This is a genomic window from Vibrio sp. 10N.286.49.B3 (genome assembly GCF_002873395.1).
In the GTDB taxonomy this organism is placed as follows: Bacteria; Pseudomonadota; Gammaproteobacteria; order Enterobacterales; family Vibrionaceae; genus Vibrio.
In genome coordinates this window covers 1-23,195 of the sequence record NZ_MCUV01000008.1, presented here as the reverse complement: position 1 = coordinate 23,195, position 23,195 = coordinate 1, and the positions used below count along the sequence as shown (strand labels likewise).

Genomic DNA, 23,195 nt, shown 5'->3' with positions numbered 1-23,195 from the left:
TATATTCAAGTAGAAGACGGAATATACCTACCAACATCACATATACATTCACCAATAACTCATTTGGTTGACCACTAATGCCACCTAGGTTATATTAGTTCCATATTATTTGTATTTACTGAGGGATCTATGTCTATTTTAATTAGCAACCTGTACATCGATGGTCAGTGGTTAAAGGCCTCTGGTTTAGAGACTATTGAAGTTATCAATCCTAGTAACGAAACTATTGTAGGTTATGCACCAAAAGCCACTAGAGATGATGCAAAAAAAGCTCTTTTATCTAGTGAAAAAGCTTCTAAGGCATGGGCTAAGCTTCCTGCTCAGACTCGTGCAAACTATGTATCTAAATTAGCAGACAAGCTGGAAAAAAATACTGAATCATTTGCGAAGCTACTGACCACTGAGCAAGGAAAAACACTATCTGATGCTCGTGGTGAAGTTGCTGGCTCCGTTGGCTTTCTTCGTTATGCAGCAGAGTCTGCTCGACGTATTGAGGGGGAAATATTTACCAGCGAAAATCAAGACGAACAAATCTGGATTCAGCGCGTACCATTTGGTGTGACCGTTGGGTTGCTGGCATGGAACTACCCTCTCGCTCTCGCAGCAAGAAAATTGGGAAATGCACTTGTCACCGGTAACACCATGGTTGTAATGCCACCGGCGGATACACCTCTTGCTGTATTGGAGTTTTCAAAGCTCATCGCGGAATGTGACTTCCCAAAAGGTGTTGTAAATATTATTTCGGGTGAGGGCGATGTCGTCGGCGATGAATTGGTCCGAAACCCAATAACCAAACTTGTGACATTAACGGGGAGCTCTGAAGTAGGCTCAATTTTATACCGTTCTGCATCAGAGAACATTACAGCACTTAACCTGGAACTCGGTGGTAAAGCACCATTTATCGTTCTTGACGATGTTGACATTGATCATGTTGTTGATATGGCAGTCAAATCTGGATTTGGTAACTGTGGACAAATTTGTACCTCAAACGAACGTATGTATATTCATGATGCTATTTATGATGAGTTTATGGCTAAATTCATAGCTAAAACTAAAGAGCTCATTGTTGGTGATCCCCTTGAAAGCAGTACTGATATTGGTCCTAAGGTCAATGCTAGAGAAATCAATAACCTCACACGCATGGTCAAGCGTGCTCAAGAGCAAGGTGCAGTGATTGAGTTAGGTGGTGGCAAACCCGAAGGATCTGCATTTGATAAAGGTTTCTGGTTCGCACCCACCATTATTACCAATGTGACCAATGATATGGACATAATGCAGCAAGAAACCTTTGGTCCAATCGTATCAGCTATGCCTATTAGTAGTTTCGAGCAAGCTCTAGAGTATGCGAATGATATAGATCTTGGCCTTTCGGGGTATGTTTACACTAACGATATGCGAAAAATAATGCAGGCCGTTAATGAGCTTGAGGTGGGTGAAATATATGTTAACCGACCTAACGGTGAATTGTTTAATGGTTTCCATACCGGGTTTAAACGTTCAGGAATCGGAGGCGAAGATGGCAAACATGGTCTCGAAGGGTACCTTCAGAAAAAAACTGTGTATGTCAATTATCAATAATTCAAAAGTTAACTGATATTGTAAATATAATAAAGATAGCATCGCGGTAGTGGTGCTATTTTGCGCAAAATAAAAAATACAAGCGGCAGTCATTTAAAGGCATGTCAACAACGAACACCGCAAAGTATTTGAATGAATTAGCTCAATCTACACCTTAATAAGAGATCAATCTTTAAAGCTTTTTCGACTACCCCATCTGACTTCACATTACCTCTACTGCTTACGGCTTATATTCTGGCTAAAAGTCAATAGCAATTGTGTTCCCCTTACATTTCTGTATGTGTTCTTTGAGCCTTCCAAATTAATTCAAGCATGCCTACAGGCAGTTAATCACTTCAACCTGCCACTAAACCATTTTCATTATGAAACTTTTACTCACTAATCAACGATTTGCTAAAAATACTCGCCACTTATTTACCAATTGTGATCAAATCGGCAGACTTTGGGTTACCTATGATGGACTATTGGTTCATCACCAATTGCTAGGGAATACATAATGAATCATCACACTAAAAATGCCATCCGATACGCGCTAATTGTAGCGCTGGGTGGATTCGTCTTCGGACTTGATGCCGCAATCATCTCAGGAACCATTCGTTATATTAGTATGGAGTTTGGTTTGTCAGATTTACAGATAGGTACAGTGGTAGGGGCGCCGAGCCTTGGCGCGATCATTGCCCTGTTTTTCGCCGGTAAAATAGCAGACACATGGGGAAGAAAAAACACCCTTATCCTTATTGCGGGTTTATATGTCTTTTCTGCAGTAGGCTCTGCGTTATCAACAAGCTACGAGATGCTAGTTGCCGCTCGTTTCATTGGTGGCCTTGCCTTTAGCTCTTTATCTCTAGCCTCTATGTACATTGGTGAAGTTGCCCCCTCTAGATTACGAGGTAAGTTGGTTTCATGTAACCAATTCAATATTGTCATTGGTTTATCCATGGCTTACTTTATTAACTATTACCTTGTCATCAATGTATCTGAAAGCATTTATTTACTTTCATCCGAAGGTATTTGGAGAACGATGCTCGCATCTGAACTTGTTCCCGCTACTTTATGGTTTGGATTGTTGTTTACCGTCCCAGAATCTCCTCGCTGGTTAATCACTAGAGGAAAAGTTAAGGAAGCAAAAAAAGTACTGAGTAAACTGTACGCCCCAGATACACTTATGGATACAGTGAAAGAAATCAACGCAACGATGCAAGAAGACAAACAGCCCGCTTTTGGTCATCAACTTAAAAGTCTGATTACATCCAAGTATCGCACTGCGCTTGTTATTGGTGTCACCATCGCCATCGTACAAGGCATCACTGGAATGAATGCCATCTTATTCTATGCACCCACGGTTTTTGAACAAGTCGGATTTGGTGGTAACGCCGCGTTTCAGCAAGCGATTTATATCGGTCTAACCAGTGTCATCTTTACCGTCATCGCGATTATGTTCATAGACAAATTGGGACGCCGTCCATTACTACTCATCGGTCTAACGTTTGCGGTATTTAGCCACCTTACATGTTGGTATGGATTCAACAGCGCCAAATTCGAGCTTACTCATGCCAACGTTGAGCAGCTATCTGAAACCATCAATGTGGTTCCGCTTGAGTCCCTCAAAGGAAAAGTATTTAACAATGATGTCGAATTTAAAGATGCTTTATCAGCGATCTATTCTCCGGTTGAACTAGTACAATATGAAGCAAATATTATCGAGAAAGCGATCACCGTTAACACCTATCTAGTGTTATTTGGCATTCTCGGTTTTATTGCCGCATTTCATATCTCGATTGGTCCTATTATGTGGGTTCTATTTTCTGAAATATTTCCCAATTCAGTTCGCAGTGCGGCCATACCTGTCTCTGCAATTGTCACCAGTATTGCAAGTTACTTGATTCAACAATTCTTCCCTTGGCAATTAGCGAATTTAGGTGCAGCTAATACCTTCTTAATGTACGCCATATTCAGTGGTCTCGGTTTGGCACTCATCGCCAAACTATTACCGGAAACTAAAGACAAATCCATTGAGCAAATTGAAGTGTTATTGTCATCCAATTCAAGTGGACAAAAAATACACAACAAGAGCTTAGAATATTAGTGTGTTAAGGTCGAATCCATTGATGCGACCTTAATTTAATCTACACAAATCATCGGACAGATCACAATATTGAGTAGAATCACAACCCATATTGGGCTGCCAGTTAAATACAATTGGTTGATCACAAAACCCATTGGTTGAAATGTGTAAGATTATCTGAAATAAGTGCCATAGATTAAAAGGAATTGGACATAATGAAACGTATTTTTTTGCTAACGACAATTGCGACAACGCTCGCCGGTTGCGGGGGCAGTTCAAGCGATGCACCTGTCTCCCCTGGCGATCAAAGTGGTGTAACGCCCCCGCATGCAGACCCTGATAGTTCAACATTATTAACGGATGTTTCAACTCTCGGTTATCGTTCAGTTTCTCAAGATCCTGCGGATGTCCATGTACTAAGTGTACCGGCCCACGCCGGGGTTAATCATAAATGGCAAGAACAAACTAATATGTCTGATGATTTTCAATACACATTTAATGCCACATCAGAGCGTACGGATTTCGGAGAAGGTCGTTGGTACAATTTTTATCATTCCAACTGGGATGGTCCTGGTTCGACCTATTGGCAGCACGATCACTTTACGGTAAACGATGGTCACGCTCAATTTCGTGTCTCTCGTAGCGATAGAACCGACAAACAAAATAAGCCCGGTGTAAATGCCGCGTGTATTTCTTCAAATGAGCAAGTAGAGTTTCCTGTTTTTGTCGAAGCAAGTGTTAGTATGTCTGACATTTCTTTGGCTGCGGCGGTTTGGTTATTAAGCCCTGACGATACTCAAGAGATCGATATTCTCGAAGCTTACGCTGGCAAAAGTAATGGTAATACCTACTTCTCAAAATATATCCACTTGAGCCACCATTCATTTATCCGTCAGCCATTCACCGACTATCAACCGCGTGATAAAAACAGTTGGTGGCAAGGTTCAACTGACGGCCATCATATGAATGGCAATGAGAGTTGGGGAGAATATACTTGGAATAATGGAGATCGCCAATTCATACAAATAGGTGTGAATTGGGTCAACCCCTATCATTTTGAGTACTACATTAATGGTGAGTTGGTTCGAGTACTTTATAACAATGCATTTGCGACGAAAATGTATTCTGGGAGTGCTCCAACGTGGTATTACAGTTATCCAAAACTTGATAGCAATAATGAATTAGAAAATGATAACACTGGGCACCAAGGTGTTGAAACTCATAGAGAAGATACTGGTGATTTTAATTTTGATTACCTCAAACAAGCCAGTGAGCTCTCTCCTGCGTCGGTTATTGACCCTTACAACTACCAAAAAGGTAAAGGTTTCTACAAACCAATGGATATCATTATAAACAATGAATTTCAGAGTTGGTGGGAACATGACCCTACCGATACCGAACTATCGGACACGTCAGGTAAAAACGTAATGCTCGTTGATTGGGTACGAGTATTCAAACCGGTTGCTCAGTAACACAAAAAAATTCACTTTGCCAAAGCTTGAGACTTAAAAAAAGCTTTGGCATTTTTCGTTTATGATTTGATATCACGGATGCAATCTCAATGAAAAATAACACCTTCATTATCACATCGATCGCTATTGCTTTAACCGGTTGTGCATCAACAGCAACGAAACCTGTATTGACAGGCTATGATCGCGTCATCTCTCCACAACCTAGTCCAAACAGCATAACCGAATTGACTGCCGCGTCCAAAAACGGCTACAAAGCGATTGGACTCGATCCAACGTCTGGTGACTACTTGTTACTCGATGTCCCTGCGTCAGCAGGCGAGCAGCAACAATGGCAAGCCCAAACGCATGTCTCAGATGATTTTAAATACACGTTTGAGAGAACCACGGAGCGTGCCGATTTTGGGGACGGTAAATGGTACAACTTTTACCATAATGCTTGGGATGGCCCTGGCGCCACTTATTGGAAACACGATCATATTGGTGTCCAAGATGGCAACCTAGAATTCTATCTATCACGAAACCCGAGCACAGAAAAGCAAGGAAAACCGGGAGTCAACGCTGGCTGTATCACGTCGAATACTCAGGTTGAATACCCTGTTTTTGTGGAAGCAAGTGTCAGTCTTGCCGATATTTCGCTCGCGACCGCTGTATGGCTACTCAGTCCTGATGACACACAAGAAATTGATATTCTTGAAGCGTACCCAGGAAAAGACAACAACAATGGTCATTTTTCACAGTACATTCACCTGAGCCATCATTCATTTATCCGTGATCCATTTACGGATTATCAACCTAGAGATGTCAACAGTTGGTGGCTTGGCGACCGAGAAGGTCACACGAGTTGGGGAGATTACACGTGGAACAATGGCGAGCGTCAATACATTCAAATTGGCGTTAACTGGGTGAACCCTTTCCACTTTGAATACTATATTAACGGCGAACTCGTTCGTGTTGTCTACAATAATGCTTTTGCAACGAAGATGTTTAATCGTGGTGAATGGACGTGGACTTACAGCTACCCAAAAGTAAACGGCAACAAGAAGTTGTCAGAAGATAGAAAGGGGTATCAAGCTGTTGATATCTATAAAAAAGAGCGAGGCGAATTTAACTTTTCCTATCTAAAGGAAGCAAGTGAACGCTCACCAACATCGGTTATTGACCCTTATAATTATCAAGATGGCCAGGGTTTCAGCAAACCAATGGATATTATAATTAACAATGAATTACAGAGTTGGTGGACATCAAACCCTACCGATAAGGATCTTGCTGACACCTCTGGACGAAACACCATGCTAGTTGATTGGATTCGTGTCTTTAAGCCCGTTACAAGATAATCACTACGTCCTATCTACAGGCTCTTCATCAATACCCTGTAGATAGGATGCACGAAACGCAATCGGTGTTTCCCCATCTTTTATTACCTTAAACTGCCGATGAAAAAACGACATATTTTGATACCCGCATTGATAAGCTATCTGTTCTACTGTCAGTCGAGTCGAAATTAATAAACTGCAAGCCTGACTTATGCGGTATTCATTAAGAAACTGTGTAAATGTTTTTTGAAAGGTTCGTGTAAAAAATTTACTAAATGATACTGGGGTCATGTTGGTTAAAGATGCCATATTCTCCGCCGTTATTTTTCGAGCGTACTGCTGACTCACATAATCCAAAATAGCAATAATTCGTTTGTCCGTTACCATCGTCGGTGCAATCATGCTCCCTTGCCCTAATGGCACAACTTCTGTTTGCATGCTCAGATCATGCAATAAATCAATAAAGCCTACCATCCGTCTAAATGGGCTTTTCAATTGTAGCCCTATGATCCGCTCACCAAAAGCATCTGCACGACTAAATGACAAACCTGATTGACATCCATCAAACATCGCTTTGATACTCGTAAACTCTGGTTTTTCTAGCCAGTTATCACCTAGGAAACAATTATCCCATTGAACAAATATCGACTTCACGCCACTCTTTGCCCCTACATTACTTTTCCAACAATGAGGGATGTTTGGCGCAATCAAGGCTAATTCGTTGGCAACGAAATGGCGAATAGTATTGCCCGTATAAGCCGAGCCGGTTCCCTCAATAATATAATTAAGTTCCCATTGCGGATGGTAATGCCAAGGAAACGTAAAGCTGGTCTTTTCGTAACGATTAAAATACAGAGACTGGAGTTCCGTGTTGGGTACATGTTCAAGTATAGGTCTCATTGTATCCCTCATAGAATATGATCAAGTTCTTATTTTCCAACATTACCACCCCAAAAACACAACTCTAGGTAAAATAGTACACTATTGACCTAATTGAGTATTTAACTTATCTCATGAATTTCTCGTAATCTGATTCCAACAACTTACATTCTTATGATGGAGCAATCAAATGACATTTGATGTTTTGGTCTCAGGTCTCAATGTTATTGATCTGCTTGTGACACTGCCTGAGCAATACAATCACGGTAGTAAACACAAAGTAGACAATATTATCATTCAAGGAGGAGCACCTGCTGGCAATGGGGCATGTGGTATGGCAACGCTTGGGTTAAGTACCGCATTTATAGGTTACCTAGGTAATAACGCACAAAGCAGTATTGCACGTAATGAGTTAAATCGATGGAATGTTGATACTAGTTTAATGCTCTGTGAACCTAATATGGTACCCGCGACAGCACTAGTGCAAGTCGATGATGCATCAGGTGAAAGGACCGTTTTCTATACCACTCAAGGTTATCGAGCTCTTGCAGCGGTAGATATCCAGCCTACATGGCTAGATAACACAAAACTGTTGTATGTCGATGGCTATGACGTTGAAGGTAATATCGCCTTGCTAGAAATAGCCAAAGAAAAAGGTATACCTTCTATCATTGATATGGAAGCCGGTAACCTCACCCAACTTAAAACCATGCTCAAGTTAGGTTGCCACGTTATTTTGCCACTTGAAGCTGCACAGTATATCTCTAATAAACAAGATCCCGAAGCCTGTCTCAATACACTCAGTAAGCAAAGTGATGCACAACTGGTCATTACTGACGGAGTAAATGGGAGTTGGGCACTACACGAAGGTAAAATCATCCACCAACCATGTTTTGAGGTAGCCGTCGTGGATACCACAGGCTGTGGAGATGCCTATCATGCCGCTTATGCCTACAGTCTAATTCAAGGTGACACACTGGCCGAAAGAATGGTTTTTGCGTCGGCGTTTGCCGCTATCGTTGCAACCTATTTTGGTGGCAGGACATATTTTCCATCACCTTCAGAAGTTAAATCCTTTATCCAAAATTATCAATAGCAGGTAAACCTAATGACGACTAATTTTCCGCTTCGTGCTGGATTGCTTGAACAAGAAATGAAATCCCTAATTGCACCTAAAGCTAACTACAGCAATGTACCTGTAGGATTCATTGGCATTGGTTTCGAACTGCATTTTGATTGGGCAAAAGCCAAACAGTCTTATAAACAAGCAGTGTCTGATGTCACGGGAGTGTTTTCCCAGTATAACTCTATGCTTGCCGAAGAAGAGCCGATTCAAACTAAGGAAGAGATGCTAGCGCTCCTAGAAAGTTACTACGCTCAAGGTATGAAGGCGCTTATCATCTATCAAGCTTCTTACATACAAGGCGATTTGGCTCTCGCATTAGCACTCTGGTTAGCCGACCACAATGTGCCTATATTGAGTTGGTCCCATACAGAAACCACAGGTGGAAGTTTGACTGCAAACCGCTTGTGCGGACAAAATTTTTTGCTGAATAATCTTTCATCAATGGAAGTTCAATATTCTTGGATATTTGAAGAACCTGGTGCAGACAGCCTAAACGAATCATTAGGTCGCTTTATTCGCACCACATCCGCAAAAGCACGTCTAAAACACGCCAAATTGCTGATGGTGGGTGGGATGCGTGTTCCTGGATTCTATGATTGTGAGCTCAACGAAATGTCGATTGCCAAACATTTTGGTTTAGCGGTAGAACGCATTGATATGCATACTATTTGGCTACATGGCGAAGCCAAATACAACGATGACATATTGAACCCATTAGTCGATAAACTGGTGAATTCGCCCAAAGTATATAAGTGCGATGTAAAGCACGGTGAATTGAAGAAGTCGGTTCGACTGGCTTTGGCTATAGCCGACTATGCAAACAAAGAAGGTTACATCGGCGTAGCTTTGAAAAACTGGCCAGAGCTATTTGATAACTACGGTATATCAGGCGATGGCGCAGGCTCATTAGTACAAGATCTTGGGCTCCCTGTTGCCGATGAATCGGACATGGGTGCTTTACTTACCATGACCATATTAAATGAAATTACGGTAGGCGAAGGCTTGCCGACACTCATGGATTTTTCATTCGTCAATCATAGTGAAAATAAAATTGGCATGTGGCACTGTGGCGGTACATCAACCAAGTTAATGCGTAGCGGATGTCAGCTTGAAATACGAAATCACAGCATACTGGACAATTACGATCCAGAAACTTCCTACGGCATGTTGTTCGAATTTTTACAAGAAACAGGCCCAGTTACCATCGCTAAATATCAATATCCTCATGCATCAACCGTCTTCTCATTTGAAGGAAATCTCGTTGAATCACCAATGCGCTATAGAGGTTGCTATGGCGAGGTTGTCCCAACAGAACTTAACTCTAAATCTGTCGCCAGCTCCATCATGAATCACGGAATGGATCATCACTGGGTTGTTGCTCGAGGTCACCTTCTTGAAGACCTACGTGAATTTAACTATTGGGCTGGTATCAATGAACTGCCTGCAACAGCCGCCCAAACGACGGGGCGCGGTCTACCAAAGAAACTTGACTTTTAACGTTACAAAACACTCTGGAATTGAATTATGTCTACAAACTTAACTACGTTACTAAACCAGTACCGTGCTGAACAACGCTGTCTTGCGGGCTTTAATATTAATGATATTTATGATCTTCATGCTGTTGCATTAGCAGCGAATGAGCTAGACCTACCCTTTATGGCAATGACGTACCCACCTGTTGCCGAGCTGAATGGTACGTACTTATGTCGAAAAATGGTGGATGGTTTTGAACGTATAGCCAATCAAAAAATTTACTTACACCTCGATCACAGCACTTCTGTTGATCTATGTAAGCAAGCAATCGACGATGGTTACGATTCTGTCATGATTGACGGTTCTCATTATGACCTTAAGACCAACATCAAAATGACACGAGAAGTCGTCGATTACGCACGTAGTGCTGGTGTCTCGGTAGAAGCTGAAATTGGCAAAATTATGGGACGAGATGTCATCATAAAAAGTGAAGATGATTACCTAGCATCAGTAGCAGACGTTGTGGCGTTATGCGAAGAGGCTGGTCCAGATATCGTTGCAATTGGTATCGGTACCGCTCATGGCTTTACACCAACAACACCAAAAATTCATTTTGATCGCTTACAACAGATTGCCAATGCAGTATCTAACCCTCTGGTACTGCATGGTGGAACCGGGATTGCCGATGAAGATATTCAAAGAGCAATCACCATGGGGATTGCCAAAATTAACATTGGTACAATTGTCCATACCACTTACATGCAAGAAGCTCACGCAAAAATAACCAAAGATGTCGCTTCGGCTTATCCACCAGTCATCATGAAAGAGGTTATTCCTCAAGTTCAAGCTGTCGTCTTAGACCGTCTAAAGGCGGTGAATTCAATTCGATAAACATTGTTATTCAGTCCAGTTATACCGCCCTTAGTTCTCCACTGTAACTAAGGGTCCTAATGTCTAAATTCAGCCAACTCGACACAAATTAATTAGGTGCTCGAGCGAGAAACTGTATTCTTTTTAAATTTCATAAGGAAAATAACGATTATGTATATTCCAGAAAAGGCTAAGGTTGCTGTCCTTAAGGGCATCAAAACAATTCAATTTATTGAACATCCTCTCCCAAACATCATGGACGATGAAATCTTAGTTCGTATCGAAGGATGTGGCGTTTGTGGTACCGATGTCCATGAATACCGCAATGATCCATTTGGCATTATGCCGATAGTTCTTGGTCATGAGGGTACTGGCGAAATAGTTAAATTAGGTCGTAATATTGCATCAGATACAATAGGAAACCCTGTCGCACTTGGCAGCAAAATTATTACCAGCATCATCCCATGCGGCGAGTGTGAGCCTTGTGTAAACACCCCAGGCAGAACCAATCTTTGTGAAAACATGGGTTGCTATGGCCTGATGGGCGACCAACCTGAAAACCGTTTTAATGGTTGGTTTGGTGAATACCTTGTCCTAAAACCAGGGTCAACCTTCTTTAACGTATCAAATTTTAGCCTGAAAGAACGCATTCTTATTGAACCGATTGCGGTCGCAGTTCACGCGGTAGAGCGCGCAAAAAGCACACAGTTAATCAACTTTGCTTCTACCGTTCTTATTCAGGGGGTTGGCCCTATTGGCCTATCTGTTATCGCAGTTCTTAGAACACTTGGAGTGCAGAAGATCATTGCAATAGATGGTCAGGAATCTCGCCTGCAACTGGCAAAGGAGTTAGGGGCAACAGAGACGATTAACTTTATGGACTTTGATGATACAGCTGGCATCGTTGAACAAGTTAAATCACTGACCAACGGCCGCGGTGCGAGCTTTGCGTTCCAATGTACCGGGGTGCCTGCTGCTGCCTCTACCGCACTTAAATTAGTAGCGCGTGGTGGTGGTGTATGTGAGGTTGGCTTCTTTGTTAATAATGGCGAAGCAACCATGAATCCTCATTTGGATATCTGTAATAAAGAGATCACCTTAGTAGGCTCGTGGGCATACAGTCCAGAAGATTACCCAAATGCGATAGAATGTATGAAGGGCATTAAGCGTACTGGCCTTCCCATAGAAAAACTCGTCACTCACGAGTTTCCATTAGATGAACTGACCGAGGCAATCGAAACCAATATTCGCATGGAAGGTATAAAGGTGATCACGATTAACTAAGTTAGTCTAAATAACACGTGAGATAAGAACATCAAAAGCAATCATTAAAGCCCGACCTTGATTTTCAAGGTCGGGCTTTAATATCAAACTCCGTTTTTACTACACTAATATCTCGTTACATCACTTCCAAACTCATAAATTTAGTCAGCAACAAAGTTTAGTGGATAAATTTCATGGCTGTGCATAGTGCCATCACTGGCTGTAAATGTTGCTCGAAGTGAATAAAAGTGCCCCTCTGGCAATGTATTAGTTGGAGCAACACCTTCAAGAGGGATAGTGAAACTAAAACTACCGAACTCAGTATCAATCGCCTCAGCCTTCACTAAAACAATGTCACGTTGAGGCAACCATTTACGTTGAAAATGACGTAGCCAAATTCGCAAACCACCTTCATCAGCCGAGATGACTTTGTTCTCCGTACCGGCATGATAATCGACTTTCACCGTCATCGTACCGTTCATCACGATGGGTTGCTGAGCGTACGTATCGTGACCTGAAATGCGAACAAAACCCTCGATATTAGGCTCCACTGTTAGCTTGATCGTACTTTTGATGGTGTTGTTCACCGCAGATTGAGCCGTAATCACCACCTCACCCACGCTCAAAGCACTGACAAGACCATGAGACGTAACGGTCGCAATACCGTCATCACTACTTGACCAAGTCAATGTTGCATCATCCGGTTGAGCCGGATTAACAGCAACATTAAGCGATACCGTTTCACCGACAATAAACGAGGTCTCTTTGTCGGAGAGCACAATCGATTCTATCGGGTTAGGGTACCAATCCACCAATTCGAACGCGCGTGTCGTTGCTAGATTAGTCACCTTGCTTTTGGCTGTAATCGTCGCGGATTGACCAGCTTGCCCAACGGCAGAAACCACGCCTGACTGATTGACCGTTAACACTTTATTATTACTAGTTGACCATACTACTGAGGCATCAGAGTTCAACGGATGCGAAATGAGCCCAAGCGCCACCCCTGTATTCTCTCGAATGTGTTCAAACTCCGATTCAATCGTTAACGACTCAGGATCCAGTTTATCCGTATAGAACTGTTGATTAACCGATTTATCTTTAAATTCTACCGACTCACCATTCCTCCACGTCACCATAATGGATTCGATTTCTTCAGCATCACCCAAGCCAAAATGGACAATATTCAACAAACTTTGCGAAAAAATTTCCCCCGCAGACCCCACTCGTTTGCGCCACTTTCCATCCGCCGTTTTTACAGTGACCGTCGCGCCGATCGAGTCTATATTGTCTTTCGGTGAATAACCAACTCTAACCAAAGCATAATTACCGATACCTTCTGTTTGGTTGCTGTATAGATACCACTCACCAAATTCACTGCCACTTAAAATATCGGTTCGACCATTCATATCAAAATCAAATGCTTGTCCCATATCCCCATAGCCTGGTCCGCCGACATCAGACGCTCCATGCATGGTTACCGCCTCAAAGCGACCATTATTGTTGAGCAACATAAGATCAGAAATACGATGGTTAACATTGCCCCAACGATAAACAAGAAGGTCTTGCCTACCGTTGTTATTAAAATCACCCGTTGTCACCCCTTGTGCATTACCGCCACGAGGTATCTGCCACTCTTCCGATACATCCACAAATTTGTCACCATCATTTCGAATCAAGAAATCTCTGAGATTCCGATTTTCTGGCGTAAATTCTAAGTCGTAAGATGTTACCCCGGTAAGATTAAATTTGTATGCCCAGAATATATCCCCTTTGCGCACTAACGCCGCCTTCCATTGCCCGTTCCCTATGTGTCCAAAATAGACGCCACTCTTATTGATGTCATCCGGCCAACCTTGTGCATCTTCAGCAGAAAATTCAAATTCCCCACCGGAAGGTACTGCTGTGGCGTGCTTGTCTTTGCCTAAAAATATCGGATAGTCTTTATGACGAAATCCATTTTGACCTAGGAAATAGTAGTTATCCAGTTTCAATGTACCATCAGCGGTAAACTGCCACTGATCTTTACCAAAGTACGGCCGTGGTTTAATAGAAAACTGTTTAGTTTCTGGATCAAAATCAACGGAAGGCGCTTCTCCACGACCGTGTTCAAACTCATTACCACGAGCAAAATACAAATCCGTTCTACCGTTGTTATCAATGTCTAAATCAACCACGGCTGAAATTTGTTTTACATCACGAAGCGCTTGAGGAAACTGCGATGTGATATTAGTAAAGGTAAAGTCACCATTTCCTCGCCACACAGACATCGCATCACGGTGTCCGTAAAGAATAATGTCATCAATACCATCATTATTAAGGTCGGTAATTAATGCCCGCTCTGGCGTTTCATTTTCAATCCCATCAACCGAGCGCAATTCAAACTTCCCCTCCCCCACATTTTCATAAAAATGATGTTGTGGCGTCTCTTTATACAACCCTCTTTCATTAATCATGACAAAATCAAGCTTGCCGTCTTTATTAAAGTCTCCCCATTTAGATCCTCGACCTCGAGCACCTCGCTCGATGCCAATATCGCCTGTATAGAGTACAAATTCACCATCATTATTATGGTAAAAGTTGTTCCTTGATGGGTTTCTACCATTACCACCACCTTGCGCTAAAATCAGGTCTAGATCACCATCATTATCGTAATCTGCGAATGACGTGCCATGTAAATCATGCATATACCAACGAGAAAGGTCTTTATGGTGTTTTGTTACGGTACCGTCTCCATTATTCCAATAAAGCTTACTGCTTTCCTCATTATGATTATTAACAACAAAGTCGTAATATCCATTATTATTAATATCAGCAACTGACGGTCCGCCATACTTTAGAGAACTAATTTTATCAAGCCCCGCCTTTACCGAAATATCTTCATAATGAGGGATAATTAAATCTTCTACGGATTCTAACGTTAAACTATGAATAACCAATGAAGAGGTTAGCGATTTTACTTTTAACTCTACCTGACCTAAATCAGAAAACTTCACCAATGCAGATAAGGTTTGTTTTCCTTTTGATGGCACATTCATATTATCGACAATTAACTGTTCCCCAGCATAAACACTAAGTGTCGCATACTCTCCCTGATTATCGAGCTCTAAAACAAGTCGTTTAACTGCACTATCTATTGTTTTGTTGAACACGACTGGAGATACTGGCTTGACAATGAACGGGGTATTATTTGCTGATGATGTTACTGGCAACGTACAAAAAAAACCGAATAGAGATAGGGTTAACACACTCTTCTTATATCCTTTCATCACTCTTCCCTAATGTTAATACACACTATATCTATATGTTACCTATCCTATATTAATAAACGCCATGAGCTTATATTGACATACGCCACTATAATATAACCGATGACATATCCTTAATAATTAAAATAAACACAGCTACACGCCAATATTCAATCAAATGGGGAGCACTATATCCTTGACAGTTAACAGCATAAATACAATTTAGACACCACTACCTTCAGGCCTAATTTATTAATCAAGTAGCACAATGACAATACATTCTATCTATTAATAGATAGAATGTACGCACAAGGTATTACATCAAACAATTAATTAAATATACATTTCGCTAAATATCTTATCTAATATTGATCGTTGGTCAGCAGTACCATTAATCGTCGCTAGACCTTCAGATTTGACCCACTGCCAAGTAAACCGTCCCTGCGCCAATCCCCATAATATATCCATTTCGGTTATCAGCATCGGCACTTTACGCTCAGGGTTGTATTCAAGCAATGTCGATTTACTCGTCATATTAATGGTCGACATATGCCCATCAATAGGCTGTCGAAAATCGAACACAGTAGATTCTTGAGGCATTTTATTTAATGAATTTAAAAATAAATACATTGCCATACTATCATTACTTGGTTCTTCAATTTTCCCTTGAGTACGTCCGACTTTAATGTAATAACTGACAGTATAAGACAATTCTTCGGTTAGATTGTCTGTCGCAAGATCATGAAATGCACAGGCAAACAACGACGGAGAAAACATCGTATTCAGTAATAAAAAGGTGATCACTTTTCTAGTCCATGTCATGAACGCTCTCCGAGTAAAGGGCTAATAGATGAAATCAGCCCTTTTAGTTACCTTACACGCCCTTTATTTTTGATAGCGGCGCTTATACATTTGGCTATGCAGTCTTTGCGCAGCTTCTACCATTGGCTCATACGGAACATCCGCGGTAGACACAAAACCAACATTGTAATTCTCGCCATCAAATGAACGTCCAGCAATAGGTGAGTCGATGTATTGGAACCAATGTGCCCCAACAAAGTAAGGGTTATCAATCACGCTGTGCATGTAACTCTCATACATCTCACTACGCTCTTGCTGATTTGCCGCGCATACTAACCCAGGATGATAGAAGCCTACATCTTTGGACCCAATATGGTATTCACCAATGATACTTGGCATATCAATCTCTGGTAGAAATTTCCATGGTTCAGGGTGCAACCCTTCTTTGTAATAGTTGTAGCTAATAACATCACAGTGTTTTGCCGCTGCACGAACTACATCTGGTGTCATTCCCCAATCAGCAAATCGCACGCCAAGATACAAATGATTCGGCAGTTGTGCTTTTAACTCTTCATTCACGACACGGAAATATTCCGAAGCAAAAACTTCAAGTAACATGCCATAATCTTCGAGCTGGGCTTCATTATGCTCTAACGCTTTCACGCCAGAAGCCAATATATCCCAAGATAGAATACTGGTATCCCAACGTGCATTTAATGCTTCAATTGTGCGGTATTTTGCTTTAAGTGTATCAACGAATACCTCCTTAGTTGGGCAGTCTGCGACGTCACGACCCAAGGTATGAATCGCAATACCATGGTGCCCCTCGATCGTACCCATTCGTCCCCAACTTTTTTCGTTATCAATAAAAATACCAACACACCATGGTGTCTCTTTGATCTCTTCACGTACTTGCGTTACTGTGGCGCGAGCACGCTCTCTAAAAACTGGATCGAATGGATCAGGAAGAGCCGACCAGAAGTCATCCCCACTACTGACTGTTTTAAAGTCACCAATAATCCAACCATTCGCAAAAAAAGGTATTCTCTTATTGCGGTAGAATTCAGGATTCGTCCAATTGCCCAATGACGTAAAACCCCAATTCAACATTCTGTCAACCGTGACTTCACGCCATTTTTCCAAATAGTCCTGTCCGTATTTACGTTGTAAGTTTGCCGCATAAAAACTAAATGTTTCTCCACGCTCAACAGGCCCTTCAAACAACTCACGCATGTAAGCATAATGCTCACCTAATGGTTCTTCATAACTTGGCAACCACTGAAATATATCACGACGGGCTTTATTCGCTATATAGGCACTTTCTTTGGCTGCAAACGGAACCGTAACTTTTTCTTTAGAGTCTTCAGGTGTGACGTCATCGGATGCACGAGACTCTACTTTGTTATGGTCATAATCCACGCCAGTAATGGTGTAGGCATTCGCCAAACGAATGATATCAATACCTGTCGCAAAATATGGATAACCTTCAGGGTCAACGAGCGACCATTTACCATCAATTTTCTCTGTTCTAAAAAATCCCGTCGCTTCCAAACGTTGACCATCTATAAATCCACCAAACCTACCTCGGTCTGGCATCGCCCCTTCTTTCAACTGTTGCAATTCACGAGCGGTACGGGCAAGCAAATCGTCGTCAGAGGTTACTTTCTCAGAATAAGACGCATCGCGGTTTTGACCATACTGATCGATGACACCATCAAGAAAGGCAGGATTTGGATCTGGATTTAACATCAAACGGAAGTTATCAAAGATAATATCGTGATCAATCAAAGTGCCGTGTATACTTAATTCGATTTTGACGATGCTTGTTAAATCGACATTCATCAGCCCCCACATCCATGTTGCGTACGTAAATGGAGTATCAAAAGATGCCGGATTCGAGCGCAAACCAGAGTCAAAATTCGTTTTTCCTTTAAGAAATTCACCTTTTAATTCGATTAAGTAAGTATCACTTGTTTGCGAAGGAATCGTTGCACAGCGACTATGCATTTGCCCTTTATGATCAAATAAATTAATAAAAAGCTGAGTTGAACGTTGCCCTACATTGGTTGCATCAAAAGCAAAACTAAATGCAGGCAACAAACTCCAATCCCATACTTCGCCATCATTTGGTTCAAGAAAAACTGATGTATAAAAGTTCTCTTTACTATGAGTATGTATTTTTAGCGCATGCTCACCAGTGGTAATACCATCACCACTCGATACAATCTTTGCCTCGATATTTTCAAACGAGAATTGACTTGGAATTGTTGCTTCTGAAAAATTAAATAATGAAATTGACGTATCATGTTCAGAAAACCTAACAGCGTCCTTTGCTAACATAGACATATTAATAGTTACCTCAAACTGGCAGCATCAACACAAGCATGCTGCACCTAATAAATTTATCAACCAATATAACCCAACATAACAAACCAATCGTTGACCAATATCGCAAAAGTCATTTTATTTATAAATTAGCAATAACACCAAACCCTTAAAGGGGATTACAGCTATTAAGTCTTGATTTGCAAAATGGTAAACATGACATTTTTATGGGCAACATCAAATATCCATCGCAATTTTAATGATTTTAAGCCACGGTAGTCACAGTTTTATCGATGCTACAGGTTTACCTATAGATCTTTTGGTTGAACTTTACTTCAATGTTAAATAACCAATATCATATAGGAACAAGGAGTCCCTCTTGAAACTTCAAAGATCTGCCTTATCACTTCTAATTGCCAGTACGCTTGCTGCCAGCTTAGTGTATACACATCATGTGGGTGCACAAACATCACTGGTAAATGAGTCCACCTTAAACACCGCGGCAAAACTTGACCTTACCTCCGACGAAATCATGAATAAGATGCAATCAAGCCATGTGACCATTAAAAAGAAAGAAGGCACATTAGCCATCGAGTTCGATGCTATTAGCGAAAGCGAAGCCAATTCAAAATGGCCCGGAGTGAAGATTTTTGCGCCTGATGAAAAATGGGACTGGAACACACAGGGCGGGTTCTCTATGGAGGTTGAAAACCCAACTAATGCCCCTTTGCACTTCGAAATAAAACTTGCTGACACCATTGGTATCATGGGTGCAGCGAACCATCAACTCGATCTTCCAGTCGATCTAAAACCCAATGAAAAACGAACTATTGAATTTTATTTCAGTGGTTCAGCCATGGAAATGCCCGGTTATCGTGGGGGAGAAGCGCTCAACTTACGCCAATTGTATGAGATGACCTTGTACACCGTTGGACCAGCAGATAAACAAACGTTATTAATTCATAATGTCGATTTTCTTGAAGGGACGGGGGATTTAGTCCAATCAGAGGTTCGCGAAACAAAAATGATCGATGCGCCCATTGATATCATTGCTCCCGTAATTACATTCGATGACGGCAGTCTTGACATGATTGAACGTCATACCGGTTCAGATGTTCGTATTGTAGATAATAATGGAAAGAAAACGCTCGAAGTTCACTATGGTACGGATGAAGACTACCCAACGGTTAAAATTGCTCAAGACAAGCCCTGGGACTGGAGCCAATATGAAGACATCACTTTAGGTTTTGACCTCAAATATACTGGTGAAGCACCAATCCAACTCTATGTTCGTGTTGATGATGATGTAGATGTCAACCTCGGCGGTAAGTCAGATGGCGTAAAGCATAGCCGCACTGGTTACGTGCAGCTATCACCCAATGATGAAGGTACGTATTATTTTACTCTAAAGAACTTAGACCAAACATTTGATGCAGGTATGAGGGGGCTTCCACCAAGAAAAGCGTATCAGGCACAGCAAATGGGATTTGGCTGGGGTGCCGATGAGTTGGACACCAGTAACATTGTTAGTATCCAACTATTCCAAATGAACCCTCAGAATGAAGCCACGCTGGAAATATCAGCGGTGTCTTTGCTTCCCAATCTCGCGGCAGATTCTAAACGATTTGAGAATTTAATTGACCAATATGGCCAATATAAGGAAGATAAATGGAATGAAAAAATCACTGATGATGAGCAGCTTGTCCAGCGGGCAAAAGAAGACATTAGCCTAATAAAAAATGCCTCGTTAATGCCCGACAGATCAAAATTTGGTGGCTGGAAAGAAGGTCCAAGACTTGATGCAACAGGTTATTTCCGAACAGAAAAAGTTAAAGGTAAATGGGCACTTGTTGACCCTGAAGGCTACCTTTACTTTGCGACAGGTCTCGACAACATTAGACTAGATGATACCTTTACGACTACAGGGGTTGGCTTTACCCAAATAGAAAAGCCTGACACAACTAACTATCGCCCAAGTGAAATATCGGGTGTCCCGTACCTTGAACAAAAAGGAGAAAAAACCGAACTTTCCGATTTACGTCGCAACATGTTTAGCTGGTTACCAGATTATAATGATCCTCTGGCTCAATCTTATCAATACAGCAAAATGATTCATGATGGTCCTCTTGATCACGGTGAAGTCTTCTCGTTTTATGGTGCAAACTTACAACGCAAGTTTGCACCTGATTCCTTTAATGAAGCTTTGATAACCTGGCGAGAGGTCGTACTCTCACGAATGATGGACTGGGGCTTCACTTCATTAGGTAACTGGTCCGATACAGGCTATTACAGCAATACTAAAATTCCATACACAGCGCATGGTTGGATTGTAGGCAATCACCAAAAAATAAAAACGGGTAACGATTATTGGGGGGCCATGCATGATCCGTTTGACCCAGAATTTAGAAAATCTGTAGAAATAATGGCTAAGAGTGTTGCTCAAGATGTAATTGATTCACCTTGGTGCATTGGAATATTTGTCGATAATGAACTTACATGGGGCAACATGCAACTCGATGCCAACCACTATTCTCTCGCTATCTCAACATTGCGTCTAAATGCAAAAAATAGTTTTGCGAAAACCGCATATGTTGAGGCGCTGAAAAGTAAATATGGTGAAATTACTCTACTAAATACCGCTTGGGCTGAGAGTCTAGAGTCATGGGATGATCTATCGGATGGCTATCAATTTTCTGGAGAGTATACTGATACGCTAAAATCTGACTTCTCAATGTTCTTAACATTGCACGCTAACGAGTTCTTCAAGGTTGTGAGTGAAGAAGTGAAGCAAGAATTGCCAAATCACCTATTTCTTGGTTCGCGCTTTGCTGATTGGGGCGTAACACCAGAAGCAACGAAAGCGGCAGCACCATATGTGGATGTGATGTCCTATAATCTTTATGCTTATGATCTTCAGTCAAAAGGGGACTGGAGCCAACTAGAAGAATTGGATAAACCTAGCTTTATTGGCGAGTTTGCCTTTGGTGCGATGGATAGTGGTATGTTCCATCCAGGACCAATCAGTGGCGAATCTCAACAATGGCGTGGTGATATGTTCAAGCATTACATGCAAAGTATTGTAGATAACCCATACTTTGTCGGTGCGCATTGGTTCCAATACCTAGACTCTCCAGTGACAGGACGTGCATGGGATGGTGAAAACTACAACAACGGTTTTGTGACTGTCACCGACACACCGTACCAAGAGCTCGTTGATGCTGCAAAACAGTTTCATGCATCACTTTACGAAAGTCGTTACGGTAACCTAAATTAATTTGCTGAAGATTAATCCCAGTACTTAACTACTATGAAAACTGCGCCTAGAGATAAATTTCTCTAGGCGCTATGTCAATTAATAACAATGTCACGTGTACTCTATTTTTCGAAGCTTCGTTACCGTTCATCTATCACATTAACAGCATGTATTTATGCACACTCCACTCCTCTAGCTTATCGTTGTCTTAATCACGTAGCTGATGTGGGAGGCTCGCTCATACTCGGTGCTAGTCGATTAACAAGCCTTTCTCATTAAAGAAAGGGTATGGACCGTCACTATCACTGATGTAGCTAATGTGTGACACCACCGATTTCCCTTCAAATTTTAGGAGTTGAATCGCAGTCGGCTCTAATGAAAAAGATGGCGATGCATTTGGTGCGAGATCCAGTGTGACAGAGTGGCTGTGCGACGGGCCTACCCAAACAGGTAGTCCATTCCAAGTCGCTGTAATTGGCCGGTGTAAATGCCCTGCACAAATTCCTTGAACATTATCAAACTTATTAAGTACCGAGCTGAGTTCATCAGCGTTTTGAAGGTTTTTGAACATCCATATGGTTCAACCCCACATGCATAGGTGGGTGATGGATAAACAGTAAAGCGGGTTTATCTAGGTTCTGCTGAAGTGTCGTTTCTAACCAAGATAAAGTTTCCTCAGAGAGATAACCATAAGGCTTACCTATCACAGAGCTATCAAGGCCGATCAGTAATTGACCTTGATGATTTACAACAACATTACAAAAATCTGGATGGTTACACTCGACAATATCTTTTAGACCTTCACGCAAGTTATTGCGCTCATCATGATTACCAGGCACCGCAAGTATCGGTAACTGGACGTTGAGCAGTTCTTGTTTAATAACTTGATACTCGTCAGGTGTACCAAAGTCACCAAGATCGCCTGTGATAACAAGGTAGTCTGGTCTTGGCTTCAAGTTATTAATATGGCTTACCGCCTTACGTAAGCAGTCTAAGGTATCGACACAGCGGTAGGCCTGCTTACCGCCTTTTTTGATATGTAAGTCTGTTAAATGTGCAATCAGCATGGTTCTACTTCTTTAAAGAGATAAGACGAGAAGGGTCAAATGACAGAGTCACAACTTGCCCAGCTTGATACTCAACACGTTCAAAACAGTCGACCATTACCTGCGCATCATTGGTTACACCACGAAGCATAACGCGTGTTCGATCGCCTAAAAATACGGTGCTAGCGACGGTACCAGTTAGTACATTTTCATCGTCGGTGATCTCAGTCAACTGAATATCTTCTGGTCTTAGCATCACATTAAGCGTTGCACTGCCATTGATAATACAACTCGGTAATGATAGCGCGGGCTAGTGCTACACGTTGACGCTGACCACCCGACAATTGATTCACACCTCGGTCTGCGTACTTATCTAAGTCAAACATCGCCAGCATCTCTTTTAGCTTCCTCTCACGAGCAACGGGATAAATACCTCGAACTTTGAGTCCATAGGTGATGTTTTCGCTGACCAACGCTCTGGTTTTG

General features: G+C 41.8%; 17 protein-coding genes. 9 read left to right on the top strand and 8 right to left on the bottom strand.

What is annotated here, in order from left to right; genetic code table 11:
- Nucleotides 1-129: 129 nt before the first annotated feature.
- The 4 genes from aldA to BCU68_RS04850 all read left to right on the top strand — a co-directional run bounded on the left by aldA (nt 130) and on the right by BCU68_RS04850 (nt 6,449).
- Nucleotides 130-1,578: an aldehyde dehydrogenase gene (aldA, locus tag BCU68_RS04865; protein ID WP_102563673.1), complete on the top strand. Its 1,449-nt coding sequence runs from the start codon at nt 130-132 to the stop codon at nt 1,576-1,578.
- Nucleotides 1,579-2,074: 496 nt separating this feature from the next.
- Nucleotides 2,075-3,664: a sugar porter family MFS transporter gene (locus tag BCU68_RS04860; RefSeq protein ID WP_102563672.1), complete on the top strand. Its 1,590-nt coding sequence runs from the start codon at nt 2,075-2,077 to the stop codon at nt 3,662-3,664.
- 194 nt (nt 3,665-3,858) lie between these two features.
- Nucleotides 3,859-5,115, top strand: coding sequence for a beta-agarase (locus tag BCU68_RS04855; protein WP_102563671.1), 1,257 nt, complete (start codon nt 3,859-3,861; stop codon nt 5,113-5,115).
- Nucleotides 5,116-5,204: 89 nt separating this feature from the next.
- Entirely contained in the window at nt 5,205-6,449 is a 1,245-nt protein-coding gene (locus BCU68_RS04850; RefSeq protein WP_102563670.1) for a beta-agarase, read from the top strand.
- Between the two features lie 3 nt (nt 6,450-6,452).
- Here the strand turns inward: BCU68_RS04850 and BCU68_RS04845 are convergent, their stop codons facing one another.
- Nucleotides 6,453-7,328, bottom strand: a complete 876-nt coding sequence (locus BCU68_RS04845) for an AraC family transcriptional regulator (protein WP_198591680.1) — start codon at nt 7,326-7,328, stop codon at nt 6,453-6,455.
- 169 nt (nt 7,329-7,497) lie between these two features.
- On the opposite strand from BCU68_RS04845, the gene BCU68_RS04840 reads away from it, so the two are divergent.
- The 4 genes from BCU68_RS04840 (at nt 7,498) to BCU68_RS04825 (ending at nt 12,060) form a co-directional block, all read left to right on the top strand.
- Nucleotides 7,498-8,403: a PfkB family carbohydrate kinase gene (locus BCU68_RS04840; protein ID WP_102563668.1), complete on the top strand. Its 906-nt coding sequence runs from the start codon at nt 7,498-7,500 to the stop codon at nt 8,401-8,403.
- A 12-nt stretch (nt 8,404-8,415) separates the two neighbouring features.
- Complete coding sequence (locus tag BCU68_RS04835) at nt 8,416-9,930, top strand: hypothetical protein (RefSeq protein WP_102563667.1); 1,515 nt, start codon at nt 8,416-8,418, stop codon at nt 9,928-9,930.
- Nucleotides 9,931-9,957: 27 nt separating this feature from the next.
- The gene (locus BCU68_RS04830) at nt 9,958-10,797 is read left to right on the top strand and encodes a class II fructose-bisphosphate aldolase (RefSeq protein ID WP_102563666.1); all 840 of its coding nucleotides are present in this window, start codon (nt 9,958-9,960) and stop codon (nt 10,795-10,797) included.
- 150 nt (nt 10,798-10,947) lie between these two features.
- On the top strand, nt 10,948-12,060 hold the full coding sequence (locus BCU68_RS04825) for a zinc-binding dehydrogenase (protein WP_198591679.1): 1,113 nt from the start codon (nt 10,948-10,950) through the stop codon (nt 12,058-12,060).
- A 140-nt stretch (nt 12,061-12,200) separates the two neighbouring features.
- On the opposite strand, the gene BCU68_RS04820 is transcribed toward BCU68_RS04825, so the two are convergent.
- From BCU68_RS04820 to BCU68_RS04810, 3 genes are all read right to left on the bottom strand, one after another.
- Nucleotides 12,201-15,305 (bottom strand): FG-GAP-like repeat-containing protein, encoded by a 3,105-nt coding sequence (locus BCU68_RS04820; protein WP_157935163.1) that lies wholly within the window; start codon nt 15,303-15,305, stop codon nt 12,201-12,203.
- Nucleotides 15,306-15,617: 312 nt separating this feature from the next.
- Nucleotides 15,618-16,106: a hypothetical protein gene (locus BCU68_RS04815; RefSeq protein WP_102563665.1), complete on the bottom strand. Its 489-nt coding sequence runs from the start codon at nt 16,104-16,106 to the stop codon at nt 15,618-15,620.
- A 63-nt stretch (nt 16,107-16,169) separates the two neighbouring features.
- A complete protein-coding gene (locus tag BCU68_RS04810; protein ID WP_102563664.1) occupies nt 16,170-18,431 on the bottom strand; it encodes a beta-galactosidase in 2,262 nt (753 codons plus the stop codon).
- A 358-nt stretch (nt 18,432-18,789) separates the two neighbouring features.
- Between BCU68_RS04810 and BCU68_RS04805 the strand changes: the two genes are divergently transcribed.
- Nucleotides 18,790-21,684 carry a beta-galactosidase gene (locus BCU68_RS04805; RefSeq protein WP_102563663.1) on the top strand — a complete coding sequence of 965 codons (2,895 nt, stop codon included), beginning with the start codon at nt 18,790-18,792 and terminating at the stop codon, nt 21,682-21,684.
- Between the two features lie 229 nt (nt 21,685-21,913).
- Here the strand turns inward: BCU68_RS04805 and BCU68_RS17145 are convergent, their stop codons facing one another.
- From BCU68_RS17145 to BCU68_RS17130, 4 genes are all read right to left on the bottom strand, one after another.
- Nucleotides 21,914-22,234: a hypothetical protein gene (locus BCU68_RS17145; RefSeq protein WP_241901273.1), complete on the bottom strand. Its 321-nt coding sequence runs from the start codon at nt 22,232-22,234 to the stop codon at nt 21,914-21,916.
- Nucleotides 22,209-22,730, bottom strand: coding sequence for a metallophosphoesterase (locus BCU68_RS17140; protein ID WP_241901272.1), 522 nt, complete (start codon nt 22,728-22,730; stop codon nt 22,209-22,211). The genes BCU68_RS17145 and BCU68_RS17140 overlap by 26 nt, the downstream gene beginning before the upstream one ends.
- 4 nt (nt 22,731-22,734) lie before the next feature.
- Nucleotides 22,735-22,965 carry a TOBE domain-containing protein gene (locus BCU68_RS17135; RefSeq protein ID WP_241901271.1) on the bottom strand — a complete coding sequence of 77 codons (231 nt, stop codon included), beginning with the start codon at nt 22,963-22,965 and terminating at the stop codon, nt 22,735-22,737.
- Between the two features lie 4 nt (nt 22,966-22,969).
- Nucleotides 22,970-23,195 (bottom strand): ATP-binding cassette domain-containing protein (locus BCU68_RS17130; RefSeq protein WP_241901270.1); only part of this gene is annotated, 226 nt, incomplete at its 5' end.

Excerpts from the sequence above, each read along its gene's own strand:
- aldA (WP_102563673.1), top strand. The coding sequence starts at position 130 with ATGTCTATTTTAATTAGCAACCTGTACATCGATGGTCAGTGGTTAAAG.
- BCU68_RS04860 (WP_102563672.1), top strand. The coding sequence starts at position 2,075 with ATGAATCATCACACTAAAAATGCCATCCGATACGCGCTAATTGTAGCG.
- BCU68_RS04855 (WP_102563671.1), top strand. The coding sequence starts at position 3,859 with ATGAAACGTATTTTTTTGCTAACGACAATTGCGACAACGCTCGCCGGT.
- BCU68_RS04850 (WP_102563670.1), top strand. The coding sequence starts at position 5,205 with ATGAAAAATAACACCTTCATTATCACATCGATCGCTATTGCTTTAACC.
- BCU68_RS04845 (WP_198591680.1), bottom strand. The coding sequence starts at position 7,328 with ATGAGACCTATACTTGAACATGTACCCAACACGGAACTCCAGTCTCTG.
- BCU68_RS04840 (WP_102563668.1), top strand. The coding sequence starts at position 7,498 with ATGACATTTGATGTTTTGGTCTCAGGTCTCAATGTTATTGATCTGCTT.
- BCU68_RS04835 (WP_102563667.1), top strand. The coding sequence starts at position 8,416 with ATGACGACTAATTTTCCGCTTCGTGCTGGATTGCTTGAACAAGAAATG.
- BCU68_RS04830 (WP_102563666.1), top strand. The coding sequence starts at position 9,958 with ATGTCTACAAACTTAACTACGTTACTAAACCAGTACCGTGCTGAACAA.
- BCU68_RS04825 (WP_198591679.1), top strand. The coding sequence starts at position 10,948 with ATGTATATTCCAGAAAAGGCTAAGGTTGCTGTCCTTAAGGGCATCAAA.
- BCU68_RS04820 (WP_157935163.1), bottom strand. The coding sequence starts at position 15,305 with ATGAAAGGATATAAGAAGAGTGTGTTAACCCTATCTCTATTCGGTTTT.
- BCU68_RS04815 (WP_102563665.1), bottom strand. The coding sequence starts at position 16,106 with ATGACATGGACTAGAAAAGTGATCACCTTTTTATTACTGAATACGATG.
- BCU68_RS04810 (WP_102563664.1), bottom strand. The coding sequence starts at position 18,431 with ATGTCTATGTTAGCAAAGGACGCTGTTAGGTTTTCTGAACATGATACG.
- BCU68_RS17145 (WP_241901273.1), bottom strand. The coding sequence starts at position 22,234 with ATGTTCAAAAACCTTCAAAACGCTGATGAACTCAGCTCGGTACTTAAT.
- BCU68_RS17140 (WP_241901272.1), bottom strand. The coding sequence starts at position 22,730 with ATGCTGATTGCACATTTAACAGACTTACATATCAAAAAAGGCGGTAAG.
- BCU68_RS17135 (WP_241901271.1), bottom strand. The coding sequence starts at position 22,965 with ATGCTAAGACCAGAAGATATTCAGTTGACTGAGATCACCGACGATGAA.